Annotated in this window: 10 protein-coding genes; 9 read left to right on the forward strand and 1 reads right to left on the reverse strand. The window is 42.5% G+C overall.

Going from position 1 to position 17409, the window contains the following annotated elements; genetic code table 11:
* Window positions 1-870 (forward strand): heme o synthase, encoded by an 870-nt coding sequence (cyoE, locus tag F9817_RS19090; protein ID WP_161157762.1) that lies wholly within the window; start codon window positions 1-3, stop codon window positions 868-870.
* A 111-nt stretch (window positions 871-981) separates the two neighbouring features.
* On the forward strand, window positions 982-1338 hold the full coding sequence (locus tag F9817_RS19095; protein ID WP_161157763.1) for a YibL family ribosome-associated protein: 357 nt from the start codon (window positions 982-984) through the stop codon (window positions 1336-1338).
* A gap of 74 nt (window positions 1339-1412) precedes the next feature.
* Here the strand turns inward: F9817_RS19095 and malT are convergent, their stop codons facing one another.
* A complete protein-coding gene (gene malT, locus F9817_RS19100; protein WP_161157764.1) occupies window positions 1413-4154 on the reverse strand; it encodes an HTH-type transcriptional regulator MalT in 2742 nt (913 codons plus the stop codon).
* Window positions 4155-4750: 596 nt separating this feature from the next.
* Between malT and F9817_RS19105 the strand changes: the two genes are divergently transcribed.
* From F9817_RS19105 to F9817_RS19135, 7 genes are all read left to right on the forward strand, one after another.
* Window positions 4751-7204, forward strand: a complete 2454-nt coding sequence (locus tag F9817_RS19105) for a glycogen/starch/alpha-glucan phosphorylase (RefSeq protein ID WP_161157765.1) — start codon at window positions 4751-4753, stop codon at window positions 7202-7204.
* A 73-nt stretch (window positions 7205-7277) separates the two neighbouring features.
* Window positions 7278-9461: a 4-alpha-glucanotransferase gene (gene malQ, locus F9817_RS19110; protein ID WP_161157766.1), complete on the forward strand. Its 2184-nt coding sequence runs from the start codon at window positions 7278-7280 to the stop codon at window positions 9459-9461.
* A 323-nt stretch (window positions 9462-9784) separates the two neighbouring features.
* Window positions 9785-11971, forward strand: a complete 2187-nt coding sequence (gene glgB / locus F9817_RS19115) for a 1,4-alpha-glucan branching protein GlgB (protein WP_345789747.1) — start codon at window positions 9785-9787, stop codon at window positions 11969-11971.
* 301 nt (window positions 11972-12272) lie between these two features.
* Window positions 12273-12791, forward strand: coding sequence for an Hcp family type VI secretion system effector (locus F9817_RS19120; protein WP_161157768.1), 519 nt, complete (start codon window positions 12273-12275; stop codon window positions 12789-12791).
* Window positions 12792-12920: 129 nt separating this feature from the next.
* Window positions 12921-15083 (forward strand): type VI secretion system Vgr family protein, encoded by a 2163-nt coding sequence (locus F9817_RS19125; RefSeq protein ID WP_161157769.1) that lies wholly within the window; start codon window positions 12921-12923, stop codon window positions 15081-15083.
* Window positions 15080-15943 carry a DUF4123 domain-containing protein gene (locus tag F9817_RS19130; RefSeq protein WP_161157770.1) on the forward strand — a complete coding sequence of 288 codons (864 nt, stop codon included), beginning with the start codon at window positions 15080-15082 and terminating at the stop codon, window positions 15941-15943. Before F9817_RS19125 ends, F9817_RS19130 begins: the two co-directional genes overlap by 4 nt.
* Before the next feature lie 4 nt (window positions 15944-15947).
* A partial coding sequence (locus F9817_RS19135) for a toxin VasX (protein ID WP_345789748.1) occupies window positions 15948-17409 on the forward strand: 1462 nt, incomplete at its 3' end.

Genomic DNA, 17409 nt, shown 5'->3' on the forward strand with positions numbered 1-17409 from the left:
ATGCTTAAAGGTTACCTTTCTATCACCAAACCCGGAATCATCGTTGGTAATCTGATTTCTGTAGCAGCAGGGTTTTTCCTTGCTGCTCAGTCAGAATCAGCCAGTGCGTCATTACTGCTGTATACCATGTTAGGTGTCGGAATGGTGATTGCATCTGGATGTGTCGTTAACAACATTTTTGATCGTGATATCGATTTGAAAATGGCTCGAACTTGCAACCGTAAACTAGCAAAAGGAGAGGTGAATGCGGATCATGCGTTTATTTTTTCTTTGCTGCTGTTGCTAACCGGTACAGCCTTGGTTTATCGCGCGGCTAATCCACTGTCTGCCGTAGTGGTGTTGTTAGGATATGTGTTTTATGTATTCTTCTACACCATGTGGTACAAGCGCTCATCGGTTTATGGCACGCTGGTGGGAAGTATTTCAGGTGCGGTGCCACCTTTGGTTGGCTACCTAGCGGTAACAAACTACATCAATATCGAAGCTATTTTGCTTTTTGCATTGTTCTGTCTTTGGCAAATGCCGCATTCGTACGCAATTGCAATGTTTCGTATGGATGACTACCGCAAGGCCAATATACCGGTACTGCCTGTTGTTGCTGGGATTGAAAAAGCACGAAAACATATGATGGCATACGTTGTTGCTTTCAATATTGTGGCGTTTGCTTTGTTCCTTCTTGGTGAAGCGGGTTATGAGTATTTGTTAGTGGCTAGCGCAGTGTGTTTCATGTGGACTCGTGTGACATTTCGTCCTGTGACACAAGAGAATTATGTGGCTTGGTCTAAATCGGTGTTCAAAGTGTCTTTGGTCGTCGTTATGGGGTTAAGTTCTGTTCTTGGGCTAGAATTAATGACATCCACTTTCATCTGATGAAAGCAGTAGAATAGTTATCCAAAGGCGCTCATCTGAATTGAGCGCCTTTTTTATTTGAAGCTGTTATACTGGCACTTGTTTCTTTACTACCTTAATAGAGCCGAATCCATGAGCTTAAAAACTGAACTGCAAAACCTAAACAACCGTTTAGATACTCGTCGCCGCAAATTAGACACGGCTCGTCAGCGTGGCGATCAAGAGCTAATTACTCGCTTCACTAATGAAATTGACGAATTAACCAAAAAAATCTCACAAATCAAGCACAAGCAAGATTATGAGGTAAATAAAAAGCGTCGAGAACTAAACCAAATGCCGTTCTCTCGTGAACTGACGAAAGCTGAACAGGCTGATCTTGGTAAGCTAAAAAAATCAGTGAAAGGTCTGGTGGTGGTTCACCCGATGACTAAAGAAGGCAAATTATTACAGTTAGAAGTCATGACAGGCTTTGCTCCTCGTCCTTTCTAAATCATACCGTAGAGTGGGGGAGTGGTGTTTAACTGCCTCACTCGTCTCGCCGTTTAATCTAAAAAAACATGCCGTTAATAGCCCAGCATATTGAGCCAATGCTCTGCCGTGGCAATCGCTTCTTTACGGTTAGCGATATTCAACTTTTGATACAGATTGCGAATATGGGTTTTAATGGTTGTTCCAGCAACATCTAATTCTTGTGCAATTTGCTCGTTACTTAATCCTGAATAGATTAATCCCAAGACTTGCCATTCTCGCGACGTCAGTGGGCTGGTACGAATAAGTTCTGGTGCATGGGTACTGGTCGTTAACTTTTTAATAAACTCTTCGTCAAAGTGTACTGAGCGACTATTTTGGACACTTTCTATGGCTTTAATGATATTTTTTGCGCGGAATTTTTCTGCATCTGATAGTGCCGTCTGATTGGCTACTCTCTTAACGACGGGCAATATTAACTCTCCACCTAAAAGGTAATTACCCACCATGCCGGTTTGAGATGAAAGCTTAAGGGCTCGTTGCATACATTTATCCGCTTTATCATGCTGATTCTGGTGCTCGTATAAGTAGGCTTGTAACACTTGAGCACGATTAAGATCGGTAACCAGTTGGTAAGTGGTTGCTTCTTTGATAAGGAAGTTTAAACCTTGTAAGGCGAGTTTTTCTTGGCCGATAATCATATTAGCGCGAACAATATTTCGCCATTGCAGTTGGGTAAAATGATTTCGTGCCTCCTTGGGGTTGGAGGTATTGGCTAACCACTGCTCAACAGCGTCGGTATCTCCACTGACTTGCCAATAGAGAATCAAAGCGGCAGATGCATGTGCTGTCCAATCAACGTGAAATGTGGACGTATTGATGCGCTGCTGTATTTCACTGATATAACGACTTGCTTTATCTATCTCTCCGCGACTTATCGCTATGATTGCGAGTAATGAATAGCAATGTAAGTGCTTACTGCGCATCCCTTCGCCTAGCACCTCTAACCCCAGCAAAGCGTTAGTTTCACTTTCTTCTAATTGATTCCAGCACCAGAGTAATTGACCTCTTATACGAAGTAAAAATTCATGTAAGGGAAGCTGCTGTAAGTGATGTTCTTTAATGAACTGAAAGGCATTATCTTGTACTTCATAAGCAGCTTGAGCATACCCTTGGGCAAGCAAAATTTCGCTTTGTTGTAACATAGCCCAAAGTGCTTGAGGATAGATTTGATATTGGCGAGCGAGTTTTTCGGTTTGCTGCATCATTGATAATGCACGGCTTAAATCGCCGAGAACGTGATTAACTTCTCCCACGACTGAAGTGGCGACGATACGGCTTTGATAGGTTGTATTATCAAGGAAACTTAATGCTTGCTCTGCTAACTCGAGTGCCTCATTGGGCTGATTTTGATTAATCGCAACTTGTGCTTTGAGCGCGTTAAATTCGGCCTGTTCGCGAGTGCTGGGTGCTATTTTACGCAAAGCCATCTGCTGATCGGCATAATCTAATAGGCTTGCCACCTCTTCGTATCGATGCTGACTTTGTGCTAACCACGCTTGCATTAGGCACAAACTTGGATGGCTATAGAGCGCTTCATCGTCCAGGCTATCAATTGCAATATCTAGCGCTTCTAACGCGCCTTGGTTAAATAAAGTCCAACCATGAGTGAGCAGTATATCCACTTGTAATGCCATGTTATGCCCTAAACTGGCGTGATGAAGGGCGAGGTTAGCATTGTTTTGGTTGAGCCAAGCTTGGGCAGCTAAAGAATGCAACTGAGCTTCTTGATCAGGCAAGCGACTTTGTCTCTGATGAGTAAGAAATTCCGCAAAAAGGTTGTGAAAGCGAAACCAATGACCTGATTCGTAATGAGAAAATAGTCGTCTATTCGCCGCAGAAGATACCGTTCTGACTGGCCAAATGAATAGCCCTAAACGCGATAGCTGCTCTAGTCGGCGCAACGCGTCATCATTACCGGTAATAATGCACGCCATCTCTGCATTAAAATCTTCAACGATGGAACATTGCATCAAAAATATTTGCGTATCGGGATCGAGTTGAGAAAAAACTTCTTCGATCAAATATTCCCACAAGTGGGTATGATCTGGCGGGGTTGTGTTGGGATCCCAATCGCTGGATTCTGGGTGGGATTGCATGGCGATCAATTGCAACGCAGAAGGCCAACCCTCTACATATTGGCGTAGGTGTTTAACCGTGACATCATCGAGTAATTTCCCAGTTCTTTTGGCCATAAAACGTGCGGTTTCATCATTATCAAACGCTAACTGCTGGTGGTCGATTTCGACTAACTGTTCTCTTACTCTTAGATTTGCCGTGCCCAGTGGTGGGACAGATCGAGAAGTTAAAACCAGTGTGATCGTTGTAGGTAAATGTTTTAAGAAAAAGCGCATCGCATCGTGGATGTCCTCGTTATGGATATGGTGATAATCATCGAGAACAAGATAGGTATGATGGGATATTGCGGTTAACTCTCCCAGTAACATCGTAAATAGTGCGTGCAGTGACGTATATTGATGATGTTGAGCCAATGTTTGACTATTTTCGCATTGACCATCTAAAGCTTGATTAAGTGCTTGAATTAAATAATTTGTGAAGCGATAACTGTCATTATCGCTGGGGTCAATATTGAACCACCCGACATGAGGTTCATTATCCAGCCATTCCAGCACCATCGTTGTTTTACCATAACCCGCAGGAGTGCGAAACAAGACCAGCTTGGCTTGTTGCGCCTGTTTAAGTATGGCCAAAATCCTTGGCCGAATTATGCGGTGGTTCTGTCTATCAGGACGAACCAGCTTTGATGGGATCCACATGTTTTATGTCGTTCTCTTTATAGGTAGAAGATCACAATGCGCGGATCGATCGAGGATCGAAAAAGAGTCATGCGCTGTGTTATTTGAGCTGTGTGATTAACGCTACCTGAATATATTTTCACCATGTTTTGATCATTAACGATATTTCACTATCTGGACAAGAAATCCTTTACCTACGCCCTAATAATGAGATTTTTATCACAAAATAAAGTCTTAATCTCTTCTCTTAGCTTATCTTCTGTACCAGATAGAATGAAATTTAGTCGTTTAATACCAAGTTAGTGTGATCTATACAACATTTTTGATCTCTATTCTGAATGGTTATTCGCTATGCAATCAAAAGCAGAACTACTGTTAATACAAGTAGGATACCTATGTCGTCATAGTTGGCTTGGGGTCCGGGTGGGTCGCTCAGATGAAACGTGTTTACTCAACATGATCGAAAAAACGTTACAGAACGAGTCACAACCTTAGGTACGGCATTCTCTACGCCTCACAAACTACGCCCACTCAGTTGAGTGGGAGGATGAGGTGTCTCAATAAAAAGGGATGCACGATATGTCTCAAATGGATGAAATAACAGGTGAGATTTCGCAATGAAACCTACGCAAAAATACCCGTTCGATAAAGAGTTATTTAAAGGTAATGTTAAACGTCATTTAAATGCGACTTATGCAACGACCGTTGAGCATGCTTCAACCCATGCTTGGTACTTAGCAATGGCGCGTGCACTGGCTGAATTAACCATGTTGAACTTGCTAGAAACAGAGCAAGACGAACGGATCGTTAAAGCGAAAAGCCTCAACTATCTTTCTCTAGAATTTTTGATTGGTAGGCTGACTGGTAATAACTTAATCAGTTTAGGATTGTTCGATTCCGTTGCCGATGCAATGTCGGAATTAGGACAGAATGTTACCGATTTGCTTGAAGAAGAGCGTGACCCATCATTGGGAAATGGTGGTCTTGGTCGTTTGGCCGCATGTTATATGGATTCCTGTGCAGCACTAGAATACCCCACAGTGGGTTATGGTTTGCACTATGAATATGGTCTATTTAAACAATCATTTGATCATTGTCATCAGAAAGAATCTCCAGATGCATGGCAGGGGATTGAAGGCTATCCATGGGAAGTTCCACGTCCGGAATTAAAGCAAGACATCGGTTTTTACGGTCATGTTGAAGTTACACATGTGGATGGAAAGGAAAAGCGCCACTGGGTGCCTGGGATGATCGTACAAGCGATGCCATGGGATTTACCCATTGTCGGATTTGAAAATGACACGGTTTATCCGCTGCGTTTATGGGAAGCCCGAGCTATTGCTCCTTTCTCCTTGGAAAGCTTTAACAATGGTAACTATTTTGAAGCGCAGCACGCTTTGATTGATGCTGACAACATCACCAAGGTGCTGTATCCAAACGATAACCATGAAAAGGGCAAAACACTGCGTTTAATGCAGCAATATTTTCATAGTGCTGCATCTGTTCGTGATATTTTGCGTCGTCACTTAAATGCCGGGTTTTCACTAGAAGAGTTACCTGAGCACGAAACTATCCAGTTAAATGATACTCACCCAACAATCGCTATTCCTGAGTTGATGCGGATTTTCATTGATGAAAAAGAGATGTCTTGGGAAAAAGCGTGGGGAATTTGTAGTAAGACTTTTGCTTACACTAACCACACTTTGTTGCCTGAAGCGCTGGAAACATGGGATGAAGGGTTAATCCAACGGTTATTGCCTCGTCATATGGAGATTATCTACGAAATTAACCGCCGATTCTTATTGGAAGTGAGTGCTAAGTGGCCCGGTGATGTATCGAAGCAGCAAACGCTATCAGTGATTCAAGAAGGCTTCCATCGTATGGTACGAATGGCCAATCTTTGTGTCGTTGGCTCTTATGCGGTGAATGGTGTTGCGGCAATGCACTCTCAATTAGTAAAACAGCATCTTTTCCCTGAGTTCAACGAACTTTATCCTGGACGTTTACAAAACGTGACCAACGGGATTACCCCTCGTCGTTGGCTGAAGTTTTGTAACCCTGGTCTTTCTGACCTCATCACAGAAAAAATTGGCGATAAATGGACCTCACATTTAGATCAGCTGCAAGCCATTGCTAAATATGCCGATGATAAAACCTTCCAGCAACGTTTTATGGCGGTGAAGAAAGAGAATAAAGAGCGGTTGGCCGCTTGGGTGAAAGATCATATGGACATTGATCTTAATACCGATGCCATTTTTGATGTGCAAATAAAGCGGTTACATGAATACAAACGTCAGCATTTAAACATGCTGCACATATTGTCGCTGTATCATCGCTTAACAACGGATCCAGATTTTGATATGCAACCGAGAGTGGTGTTCTTTGCTGCCAAAGCTGCGCCAGGCTATCACCTTGCCAAAGAGATTATTTATGCGATCAACAAAATCGCCGAAAAAATTAATGCGGATCCGCGAGTCAATGACAAGTTGAAAGTCGTTTTCATTCCTGATTATCGCGTCAGTATTGCAGAAATTATTATTCCAGCAGCCGATGTTTCAGAACAAATTTCTACAGCAGGTAAAGAAGCATCGGGCACCGGTAACATGAAACTTGCACTCAATGGCGCTTTGACTATCGGTACGATGGATGGTGCTAACGTCGAAATTCGTGAAGAGGTTGGCGATGACAATATTTACATCTTTGGCCTCGATATCGATGGCGTCAATGAATTGCGAGCGAGTGGGTATAACCCTTATGACTTCTACCAGGCTGATCCGTTACTTAAAGCATCTTTAGATCTTTTAGTTGGTGAAGAATTTACTCCCGGTGAACCAGGAAAATTACGCACAACGTATGACAGCTTGCTTAATGGTGGGGATCCTTACCTAGTACTGGCGGATTTTGCTTCTTATGTTGAAGCTCAAACCCAACTTGATCTTGATTACGGCGATCAATCTGGTTGGGCTAAAAAGGCCATTCTGAATACAGCACTAATGGGTAAATTCAGTTCGGATCGTAGTATTCAAGATTATGTGAAGCAGATTTGGAAACTAACACCAGTCAAGCGCTAGTAGTGCCATAACGGTACTTAAGATGGTTCCAAGGATTGTGATTGAAAAGCATGGAAGCTTTTCGGAGTTGGGAATGATTGATAGTAATGTACTAAAAAAAGTGGCTGAGCAGGCGAATATTTCAGACAGTTACATCAGCGCTCGAGGAGAATTTACTCCTGTTGCAGCGGGTGTGATAGAGCAACTATTGGCTGATCTGGGTTACGATATCAGTAGTGATGATTTGTTATTAGCCAGTGCAGAAAAAAAGCACAAAGCGGAATTACTCGAGCCTGTGTTGGTATTACACCAAGATGAGGCGTTAGAAATACCATTACGGGTATCCATAGGTAGTCGAGCTTCTGATTTTCATTGGTCACTGATTACTGAACAAGGAAATACGTTTCAGGGAGATGTGAGTGAGGTGATTGCTTGTGATGATCGCGAACACACTGGTACTCTCATTTTGCATCTACCGGTTCAGCTTGAAATAGGGTATCACCAATTTACGTTGACCCGAAAACGGCGCAAGGCGCCTTATCAGATGCGTTTAATTATTGCTCCGCGAGCATGCTATAAGCAGCCAGAGATACAACAAGGTAAAAAGTTATGGGGCCCAAGCGTGCAATTATATACGCTTAAAACCCAACACAATTGGGGAATGGGGGATTTCGGCGATTTAAAACAATTGGTTTCAGATATTGCCTCTCGTGGTGGGGATTTCGTCGGTCTTAACCCGATTCATGCCCTATTTCCTGCTAACCCTGAAGCGGCTAGCCCTTATAGTCCATCTTCTCGACGTTGGTTAAACATCCTCTACATTGATGTCAGTTCAGTTCCTGAGTTTTCATTAAGTGCCACGGCGCAGCAAGTGGTGGGAGGGCCTGAGTTTCAATCTCGTTTGCAGAAAGTACGTGATACCCATTGGGTCAACTATACCGACGTTGCTGAACTTAAAATGAGTGTATTGCCGCTGCTTTATGATGAATTTAAACAGCGTCATTTATCGAGTAATAGTGAGCGTGCCCAGTTATTTAAGCAGTTCGTAGAAGAGGGGGGAAGTAGCTTACTACAGCAGGCCACATTTGATGCTCTTCATGTTCACTTGCAAAACGAACAGCATAATTTATGGGGTTGGCCAGCCTTTCCTGAGCAATATCGCCGCTACGAAAATAGTGAAGTGCAGCAGTTTGCTCAAGAGCATCAGGATAAAGTGCAACTGTATCTGTATCTCCAGTGGGTTGCCGATACACAAATTCACGAAGCGCAGCAACTCGCGTTACAAAAAGGAATGACAGTCGGGTTATATCGTGATCTTGCCGTTGGTGTGGCTGATTCTGGCTCTGAAACTTGGTCTGATAATGGTAATTTGGTGCTGCAAGCCAGCGTTGGCGCTCCGCCAGATATACTTGGACCGTTAGGGCAAAATTGGGGACTGCCTCCTCTAAATCCTCAAAAATTGCAGGAAACAGGGTATGAACTGTTTATCCAGTTATTGAGGCGTAACATGCAGCATTGTGGTGCTTTACGTATTGATCACGTTATGGGATTACTGCGTTTATGGTGGATTCCGCGTGGTGAGTCTGCTACCAATGGTGCATATATGTATTATCCCGTTAAAGACATGCTAGCGATTCTTGCGCTTGAATCCCATCGTCAACAATGCAGTGTTATTGGCGAAGATTTGGGAACCGTTCCCGATGAAATGGCAGATTTGTTGCGTGATGCTGGTGTTCACTCCTACAAAGTTTTCTTCTTTGAAACCTCCAAGACAGATGGAGGCTACATATCACCTAAGCATTATCCGATTCAATCGATGGCGACACTGTGCACTCACGACATGCCGACGCTACGAGGATTTTGGCACTGTGAAGATTTAAAACTGGGTGGTGAAATTGGTCTATATCCAGATAAAGAACAACTGCAGCGTTTATTTGATGACCGTTTACGCAGTAAACAAGGTATTTTGGATTCTGTCGCCGGTCATGGCCGTTTGCCTGAAGGGATTGGCCATGATGCCATGTATGTGCCGATGGATTCCTATTTGAGTGAAGCATTGCAATTACACGTTGCTGCCGGTTCTTCTGCTCTGCTAAGCGTACAACTAGAAGATTGGTTGGAAATGGATCAGCCAGTGAATATTCCTGGCACCGTTGATGAGTACCCTAACTGGCGACGTAAGTTATCTTGCAACTTGGAGCAAATGTTTGCCAAAGAAGAAGTGAATCGTATGGCGGCTCATTTAAGTGAAATACGCCGGCAAGTGTCACGATCTTAGCCAAAAGAGTGGTATCGCTACTGTGGCAGGATTCACTCAGCTTAGACTCTGACTCTTGTGATTTGTTAGTAATGGATAGCAGAAGTGGATCTTAGCTCACTCTATCTAAAATTAGGGTTCGTTAATATGACTTTAGGTGACTATTCTTTGGAGAGGGTGGTACTCTAAGTCATTACCAGATATCAACTATTGGTAATAGATTGACCCTTAAATGTTGTTACTGAGTAGATCTGAATGGCTTGCTCAGTATTCATGGAAGAGAAACATATCACGATCAACAGATTGATCGTGATAGATACAGTTAGGTTAGGAGTCGTTCTATATTGAATATAATGAAAAAACCTTCGAAGTTACAGCTCGCTTATCAAGCGTTAGATAACGCCCATTTCTCTGATCCATTTGCTTGTTTAGGCCCTTTTGTGGCCGATAAACATATTGCTCTACGGGTATGGATGCCTGGGGCGAGTGGCGTCGAACTGCTGGTGGAAGGTGAAGAGAGAATCGCCTTGGAGCCCGAATGGGATGGCGGATTTATTTTACCTTCTTCACGTGACTTACGTTTTACGCATTACCAATTAGCGATCGATTGGGAAGGAACTGAGCAAATTCTTGATGACCCTTATCAATATCATGAAGTGTATGCAGAATATGAAGATCTGCACACACCAAAAACCATGTATCACCATATGGGGGCACAGCTAGTCTCTATTGAGCGTGACGGCAAGATCATTAACGGTACGCGTTTTTTAGTTTTTGCACCCAACGCATCATCTTGTAGCCTGATTGGTAGTTTCAATGAGTGGGATGGACGCCGTACACCAATGCAGCGTTTAGATTACGGCATATGGGGAATCTTTATGCCAGATCTCCCAGAAGGCACACCATACAAATTTGAATTAAAAGGTCCAAATGGTGAAGGGTTACCGCATCGCGCTGACCCTTGGGGCTTTTATGCCGAACAATATCCATCTTTTGCTTCTGTCACTTATGATCACAATCGTTATCAATGGCGAGATCAACCGTGGTTGCAGCGCCCAGTAACGGAAAAACGTAAACAAGCATTATCATTTTACGAGATACATGTTGGCTCATGGCGCAGAGGAGAAAATAATCGTTTTCTCAATTACCGTGAATTAGCTGATCAATTGGTGCCATATTTGATGGGAATGGGCTACACCCATGTGGAGTTAATGCCCGTCGCTGAATATCCATTTTACGGTTCTTGGGGCTATCAACCCGTAGGTTTATTTGCACCAACCAGCCGTTTTGGTAACCCAGATGATTTCAAATATTTTGTCGATAAGTGTCACCAAGCCAATATCGGTGTTGTACTGGATTGGGTGCCTGCACATTTTCCTTCAGACAGCCATGGGTTGGCGAATTTTGATGGTACACCTTTGTATCATGATCCTGACCCGCGGCGTGGATGGCATCAAGATTGGAACTCTTATATCTATGATATGGGTAAAGAGCATGTGCGTCGTTTCTTGGTGTCTAACGCTTTATATTGGTTTGAACAGTTCCATATTGACGGTATTCGAGTCGATGCGGTGGCTTCGTTGCTCTATTTAGATTACTCCCGTAGCCATGATCAATGGATTCCGAATATTGATGGCGGCCGGGAGAACTATGAAGCGATTGCGATGTTGAAATGGATGAATGAGGAAGTGTATAAGCATTTCCCTAATGCGATGACCATCGCAGAAGAATCGACCGCCTATCCAGGGGTTTCTAGTCCAACCTTTCTTGGCGGTTTGGGGTTTGGCTTTAAATGGAATATGGGTTGGATGCATGACAGCCTAGAGTACATGAAAGAAGACCCTATTAATCGAAAATATCACCATAATACGATTACTTTCCCGCTGATTTATGCCCATAGCGAAAACTATATATTGTCGCTGTCTCATGATGAAGTCGTGTATGGAAAACAGTCGCTGATCTATAAAATGCCAGGCGATGAATGGCAACAAACCGCAAACTTACGCGCTTTCTTTGGGTATATGTATGGCCAACCGGGTAAAAAGCTAAACTTTATGGGGGCTGAATTTGGGCAAACCAGTGAATGGAATCATGACGATCAGTTGCAATGGTTCTTGCTTGATTTTGCTCGCCATAAAGGAATTCATAAATTGATTCATGACCTGAACCACCTTTACCGTAATGAGTCTGCGTTATACGAATTAGATAACGAACCGAAAGGATTTGAGTGGCGTTTAACGGATGCTGCCGATATCAGCGTACTCGCTCATGAGAGAATGAGTGAGCATGGCGAGCGGATTCTGGTGATCACTAATTTTACTCTAGTTCCTCACGAAAACTTCCGCTTGGGTATGCCATGTGCGGGCAGTTATCAACTCATCCTAAATACTGATGATCGCCGTTATGATGGCAGTGATTTTATGGTGCGTTCGCAAGTACAAACCGAAAAAATAGACAGTGAAGGTTTACCCCAATCCTTAAATTTACGCTTACCGCCATTGGCCACGGTGTACTACAAATTCTTACGTTAGTTCTTGTTAATTGTCTTGCTTTGTTTTGCCCAATTTACACTGTGAATTGGGCTTTTTTGTCGGTAAGTTTTACTAATATAAATCTGATCTGAAGCAGGATCACAGTTTCAAAAAGCGTCGTTTGTACGAAGTTTGCCCAGCAAGCAAGATCTTGCTCAGGGCTAGGCAGGTTATTGCTTTAAAACGTGATGATTGATTATAACTATATGATTTTTATAAGGGCGATTGTTGGCATTGACCTTGCTCTCTTTATATTGACAACGCGCTAGGCGCAATCATCAATATTAGAAAGGAATTTGCAATGCCAACTCCATGTTATATCTCTATCGAAGGTCAAACTCAGGGTCTTATCACTGCTGGCGCATGCACAGCAGATTCAATCGGTGATTCTTATGTAGAAGGCCATGAAGACGAAATGCTGGTTCAAGAGTTCGATCACAACGTGACTGTTCCAACGGATCCTCAATCAGGTCAACCTGCAGGCCAGCGTGTTCATAAAGCATTTAAGTTTACTGTATCGCTAAACAAAGCGGTTCCATTGCTATACAACGCATTGGCATCTGGCGAAAAAATGTCGACAGTTGAACTGAAATGGTACCGTACTTCTATCGAAGGTAAACAAGAGAACTTCTTTACCACTAAGCTAGAAAACGCATCCATCGTAGATATTCGTTGTGAAATGCCACACTGCCAAGATCCGACTAAATCGGACTTTACCCAAAATCTCACTGTTTCATTGACTTACCGTAAGATCACTTGGGACCACGTTAATGCGGGTACTTCGGGTTCAGATGACTGGCGCACACCTGTCGAAGCGTAATCCATCACGCTTGAAGCACTCATCGCTCACCCAAGAGGTGAGCGATAAATCGAACCTTAAGCCCAAGGCATCATAGTGGTGTTTTGAGCTTAAGGTTTTACTGTTTATAAAGAATAAAGGAAAAACAGGATGGCAAGGCTAGGTTATTCAATAAAAATAGACGGAGTGGAAGACGATACGTTAGTCGTTCGACGCTTTGAAGGGCACGAATCCCTGTCAGACAGTTTGTTTAAAGGTCAACCCTGTTACGGCTTTAAATATTTTATCGAATTGGCGACTCGGCAAACGGATCTCACCCCCGATCAAGTTGTTGATAAAATGGCAGAACTGACTCTGTATCGTGATGATGAAGTCGTACAACGCGTCAATGGCGTGGTTCGCAACTTTACTCAGGGCGATATTGGACACAACTACACATTTTATTCATTAACATTAGTGCCTGCGCTTGAGCGTTTGTCACTGCGTCAAAACAGCCGCCTGTTTCAACTCAAAACAGTGCCTGAAATCATTTCTATTCTGCTGCAAGAAATGGGAGTGACTGATTACGCATTTAACGTACAGCGCGAGTGTGCGCAGCGTGAGTTTTGTGTTCAGTACCGTGAAACAGATCTTGAATTAATCCACCGACTCGCAGCTGAAGAAGGCTTGGTGTATAGCTTTGTACATGAAGAGGGCAAACATACGTTGCTCTTCACTGATGGAACATCAAGCTTACCATCCATCACCAATGCCATTCCTTACAATGCGTTATCTGGCGGTACCAACGATACGCCTTATGTATCGCACTTTAATGCCCATACACAAAGCGATGTAAGCCGTACAGCGCTACAAGACTATAGTTTCAAAAAACCTAGCTATCAGTTTGCTCAAAGTGCTGAAGGCACCAATATGGATTATCAGCTCACTGATAATTACGAACATTTTGATGCACCAGGGCGCTTTAAAGATGATACATCAGGCAAAGCATTTAATAGTATTCGCCTAGAATTTCTGCGTCGTAATGCAAAAACGTTTACCGGTAAAGGCAACCAACCACTAATGAGGGCGGGTTACCAATTTACGCTGGAAGAGCATCTTAATGATGAGATGAATAGTTCGTATTTGCTGGTGGCGGTGAGCCATCAAGGTGAGCAGCCTCAAGCACTTGAAGAAGAGTCTGGCAGTGGCGCGACGACTTACTCTAACCAATTTAAAGCAATCCCTTCAACCGTAAACTGGCAAGCAACACCACAGCCGAAACCACAAGTTGATGGCCCTATGATTGCGCGTGTTGTTGGTCCTGAAGGTGAAGAAATTTTTTGTGATAAATATGGTCGCGTGAAAGTTCATTTCCCTTGGGATCGTTATTCTAATGCCGATGAACAAAGCTCGTGTTGGGTTCGGGTTTCTCAAGGCTGGGCAGGCCCTCAATACGGCACAATGGCGATTCCTCGCATCGGCCATGAAGTCATCGTGTCATTTTTAAATGGTGACCCTGATCAGCCAATTATTACTGGCCGTACCTATCATGCGACCAATACCCAACCCTATGTTTTGCCAGATAACAAAACTAAAACCGTGTTGCGTACCGAGACCCACCAAGGGGAAGGCTATAACGAATTAAGCTTTGAAGACCAAGCTGATAGCGAAAAGATTTTTGTTCATGCGCAAAAAGACTATGAAGCTTTGGTTGAAAATGATCACACCCAAGTGATTCATAACGATAAACATCTTACCGTTGACCGTCACAGTTACACCCAAGTTAAAAATAACCAACACCTGACGGTGAAAGGTGAAAGCCGTAATAACATTACCAAAGATAAAACCATTGATGTGACAGGCTCGCTCCATCAAAAGGTGACAGATAAAACCATTATCGACTCTGGTAGTGAAGTGCATCTAAAAGCTGGTAACAAGATTGTACTAGATGCCGGAGATGAACTTACCATCAGCGCATCAGGAAGTTTTATTAAATTAGACGCATCAGGCGTCACTGTCGTGGGGTCAGCCATTAATCTGAACTCCGGCGGTAGCGCGGGCGCAGGTTCAGGTTACGGCGGCTTAGTGGCTGCATTACCAACCTCCTTGGAAGATGTAGAGGCATTGGCTGAAACAGAAGGGGCTAGTGTGGTGGCGTCTCAAACGGAAGTAGATTCTCAATTGAAATCAGCAACAGTTTCATCAGAGCAAGTTGAAGCAGTTGAAACGGCGTCTTCATCAAGTTCTAGTGCTATATCTGTGGGACAGCAGATCGAAGCTCTAACGGGGAAAGATGCAGTAGCAGAAACATGTAGCTTGGGACAAGATTCATGAAGCTAAACTTTGCTGAAATGACGCCATCTTTTGATGGATTAGAGAACCAGCCACTCTATCTTTTTGTCGATGGCGGGCAGATTTCCAAGTTACCAGAGCAGTTGTATGAAATTCCAGATGGGCTTGATATTGAACCTATCTATATTTACGAGCCATACGATAAGTTGAGAGATGTTTCACCATATATCGTTACAGCAACCGCTAGTGTTAGAAATTGGTTCTTCCAATTAAATGACGTCACTGCAGGCTTTTTCTTTAGCTCGGATAGCTCCCTAGATGATATTCGGGAATATTATCGCCGCTTTATAAAGGCTCAATCACCGTATGGCAGTGACGTGTTTTTAAAAATGGCTCATTCTGAAGTGGCATGGATTTTACTTGGACATAAAGATTCTCCCTTTTGGGGGCCGATAAAATCCGCTTGGATTCCTACTCGTATGGGATGGCAACACCTCACAGCGCCAGAAGAGCCACATGGTTTGGAAGAAGGAAAGGTATTACTGCTAAATGACCAATTGTGGGAAGAGTTAGGAACTATTCCTTGGCGTAATACACAAGAAAATATCGCACATCATATAGATAAATTTTTCCCTGAAGAACGATTCAATCATTCTGATTATTATCAATGGATTAATGACAAAGCGTTAGAAGGATATAACAAAGGATTCTCAACAGAACGCGATTTAATTCAATATTTCAATGTGTTGGCATGCGTGGGAAGTGATGAGCAACATATAAAAAAAGCATACCCGCAGATTGATATGCTAATGAACAAACCGTCAGAACTCACCCCTTCACAACGTATAGAAAAAGCTGCACAGATGGCTTGGGGTGAATATACAACCAATAATAAAGGCTAGGAATATGTCGTCAGATAACCCAATTTCAGCAGCACAAAGTTCAAACAGCTCAGATTCCAAATCTGTCGCAAAAAGTTGCCCTGTTAGTGGCGAAAGCGTTGCCATTGTGCCTGTGCGCTATGCCATTGATGATATGGATGACAAAGGCAACCAACTCAATCCATTTCCAGAAAAGGGCAATTGGCAGGGGCCATTCAAACTCAAACATGCTAAATACACAATGCGCCGCCTGCGTGATGGTTGGTTGTATGTGTATGATGAAGATGCAGAAACTTTTCACGAATATCAAGTTCAAGGTGCAAACCTAATTAAGTACGACTGGGGAAGTGACGAATCAACGAAAGAGCCGTCTGAACGGGGTACTGAAGGTGACAGCAAGGTTTATTTGTCTTACCCAGCCAAACATACACTCTTCTTAGGATTCAGTTATCATCGTTGGACATGGCGAGTATGTGAACACATGCGCTCTGAATCTTCCGACCGTAAAAAATGGATGCGCAAGCTAGACCTTAACGACTATTGCCATAGTGATTCTCTATATAACCATCATGCTGGATATTATGAAGGGCTGGTGGATGCGGTAGCGGATATTTTTTATAGTGAAAGCAGTCCCGAATTTATTAATAAAGATATGTTTTACTTATCATCAACACCATTGGTAGATGATGATAATTCAGAGAACACACCTAGTTCCGAAAAATATAATTCTAAATTATCTACCGATATTCTTGAAGACTCTCCCTTAGGTAATGTATTAGAACATACCTTAGACTATGAAAAGTATTTGGATAACTATGTAGAAGAAGTCGCGTCTAAAAAAAACAAGAACATATATAGAAAAGTACAACCTTATGCTTATTTAAAAGATTATGAACTTCCAGAAGATACTTCCGGAATTTTTATTGCTTTAGATGATAGACATGCAGATATTTGCGATATGGTAAGTCAGCTAGGTGTAAACTGGTTTCTTAAAGAGAATGTTACAGGAGATGATGAAAAGGAACACAAGACTCGTATGGCTGAAATTATGAGGAACATAGTTACTGTACGTTTAAAAAAACATTCTGAATATATAAAGGAAAAACCAGAATTAATATTAGATTGCGAGAGAAAGCTAAATGAATTCTTGGATTTGGATTATTCATTGCATTATAAAGAAAATTTAATTAGCTTTTCAAAAAAATCAGTAAATGAAGATGATTTTTATGATGAAGATACTAGAGCAAAACTTAATGCTATTATAAATTCGAGTAAGAAATCATCTAAAACAACTAAAGAAGAGATTCTAGAAAGATTTAAAAATCTAGAGCTTATTTATAAAGTCGATATATTGAATAATTTAGATGAATATAGAAGACAGTATAAATTAATAAAAGAATCCAAAGCTTCAAAATATGTTAGATTTGATAATGACAGTCAAAATGGTTTAGGAATATGGGATTATCAATTAGAATATTATAATCAAT

The organism is Vibrio eleionomae, assembly GCF_009874545.1.
Taxonomy (GTDB): Bacteria; Pseudomonadota; Gammaproteobacteria; order Enterobacterales; family Vibrionaceae; genus Vibrio; species Vibrio nitrifigilis.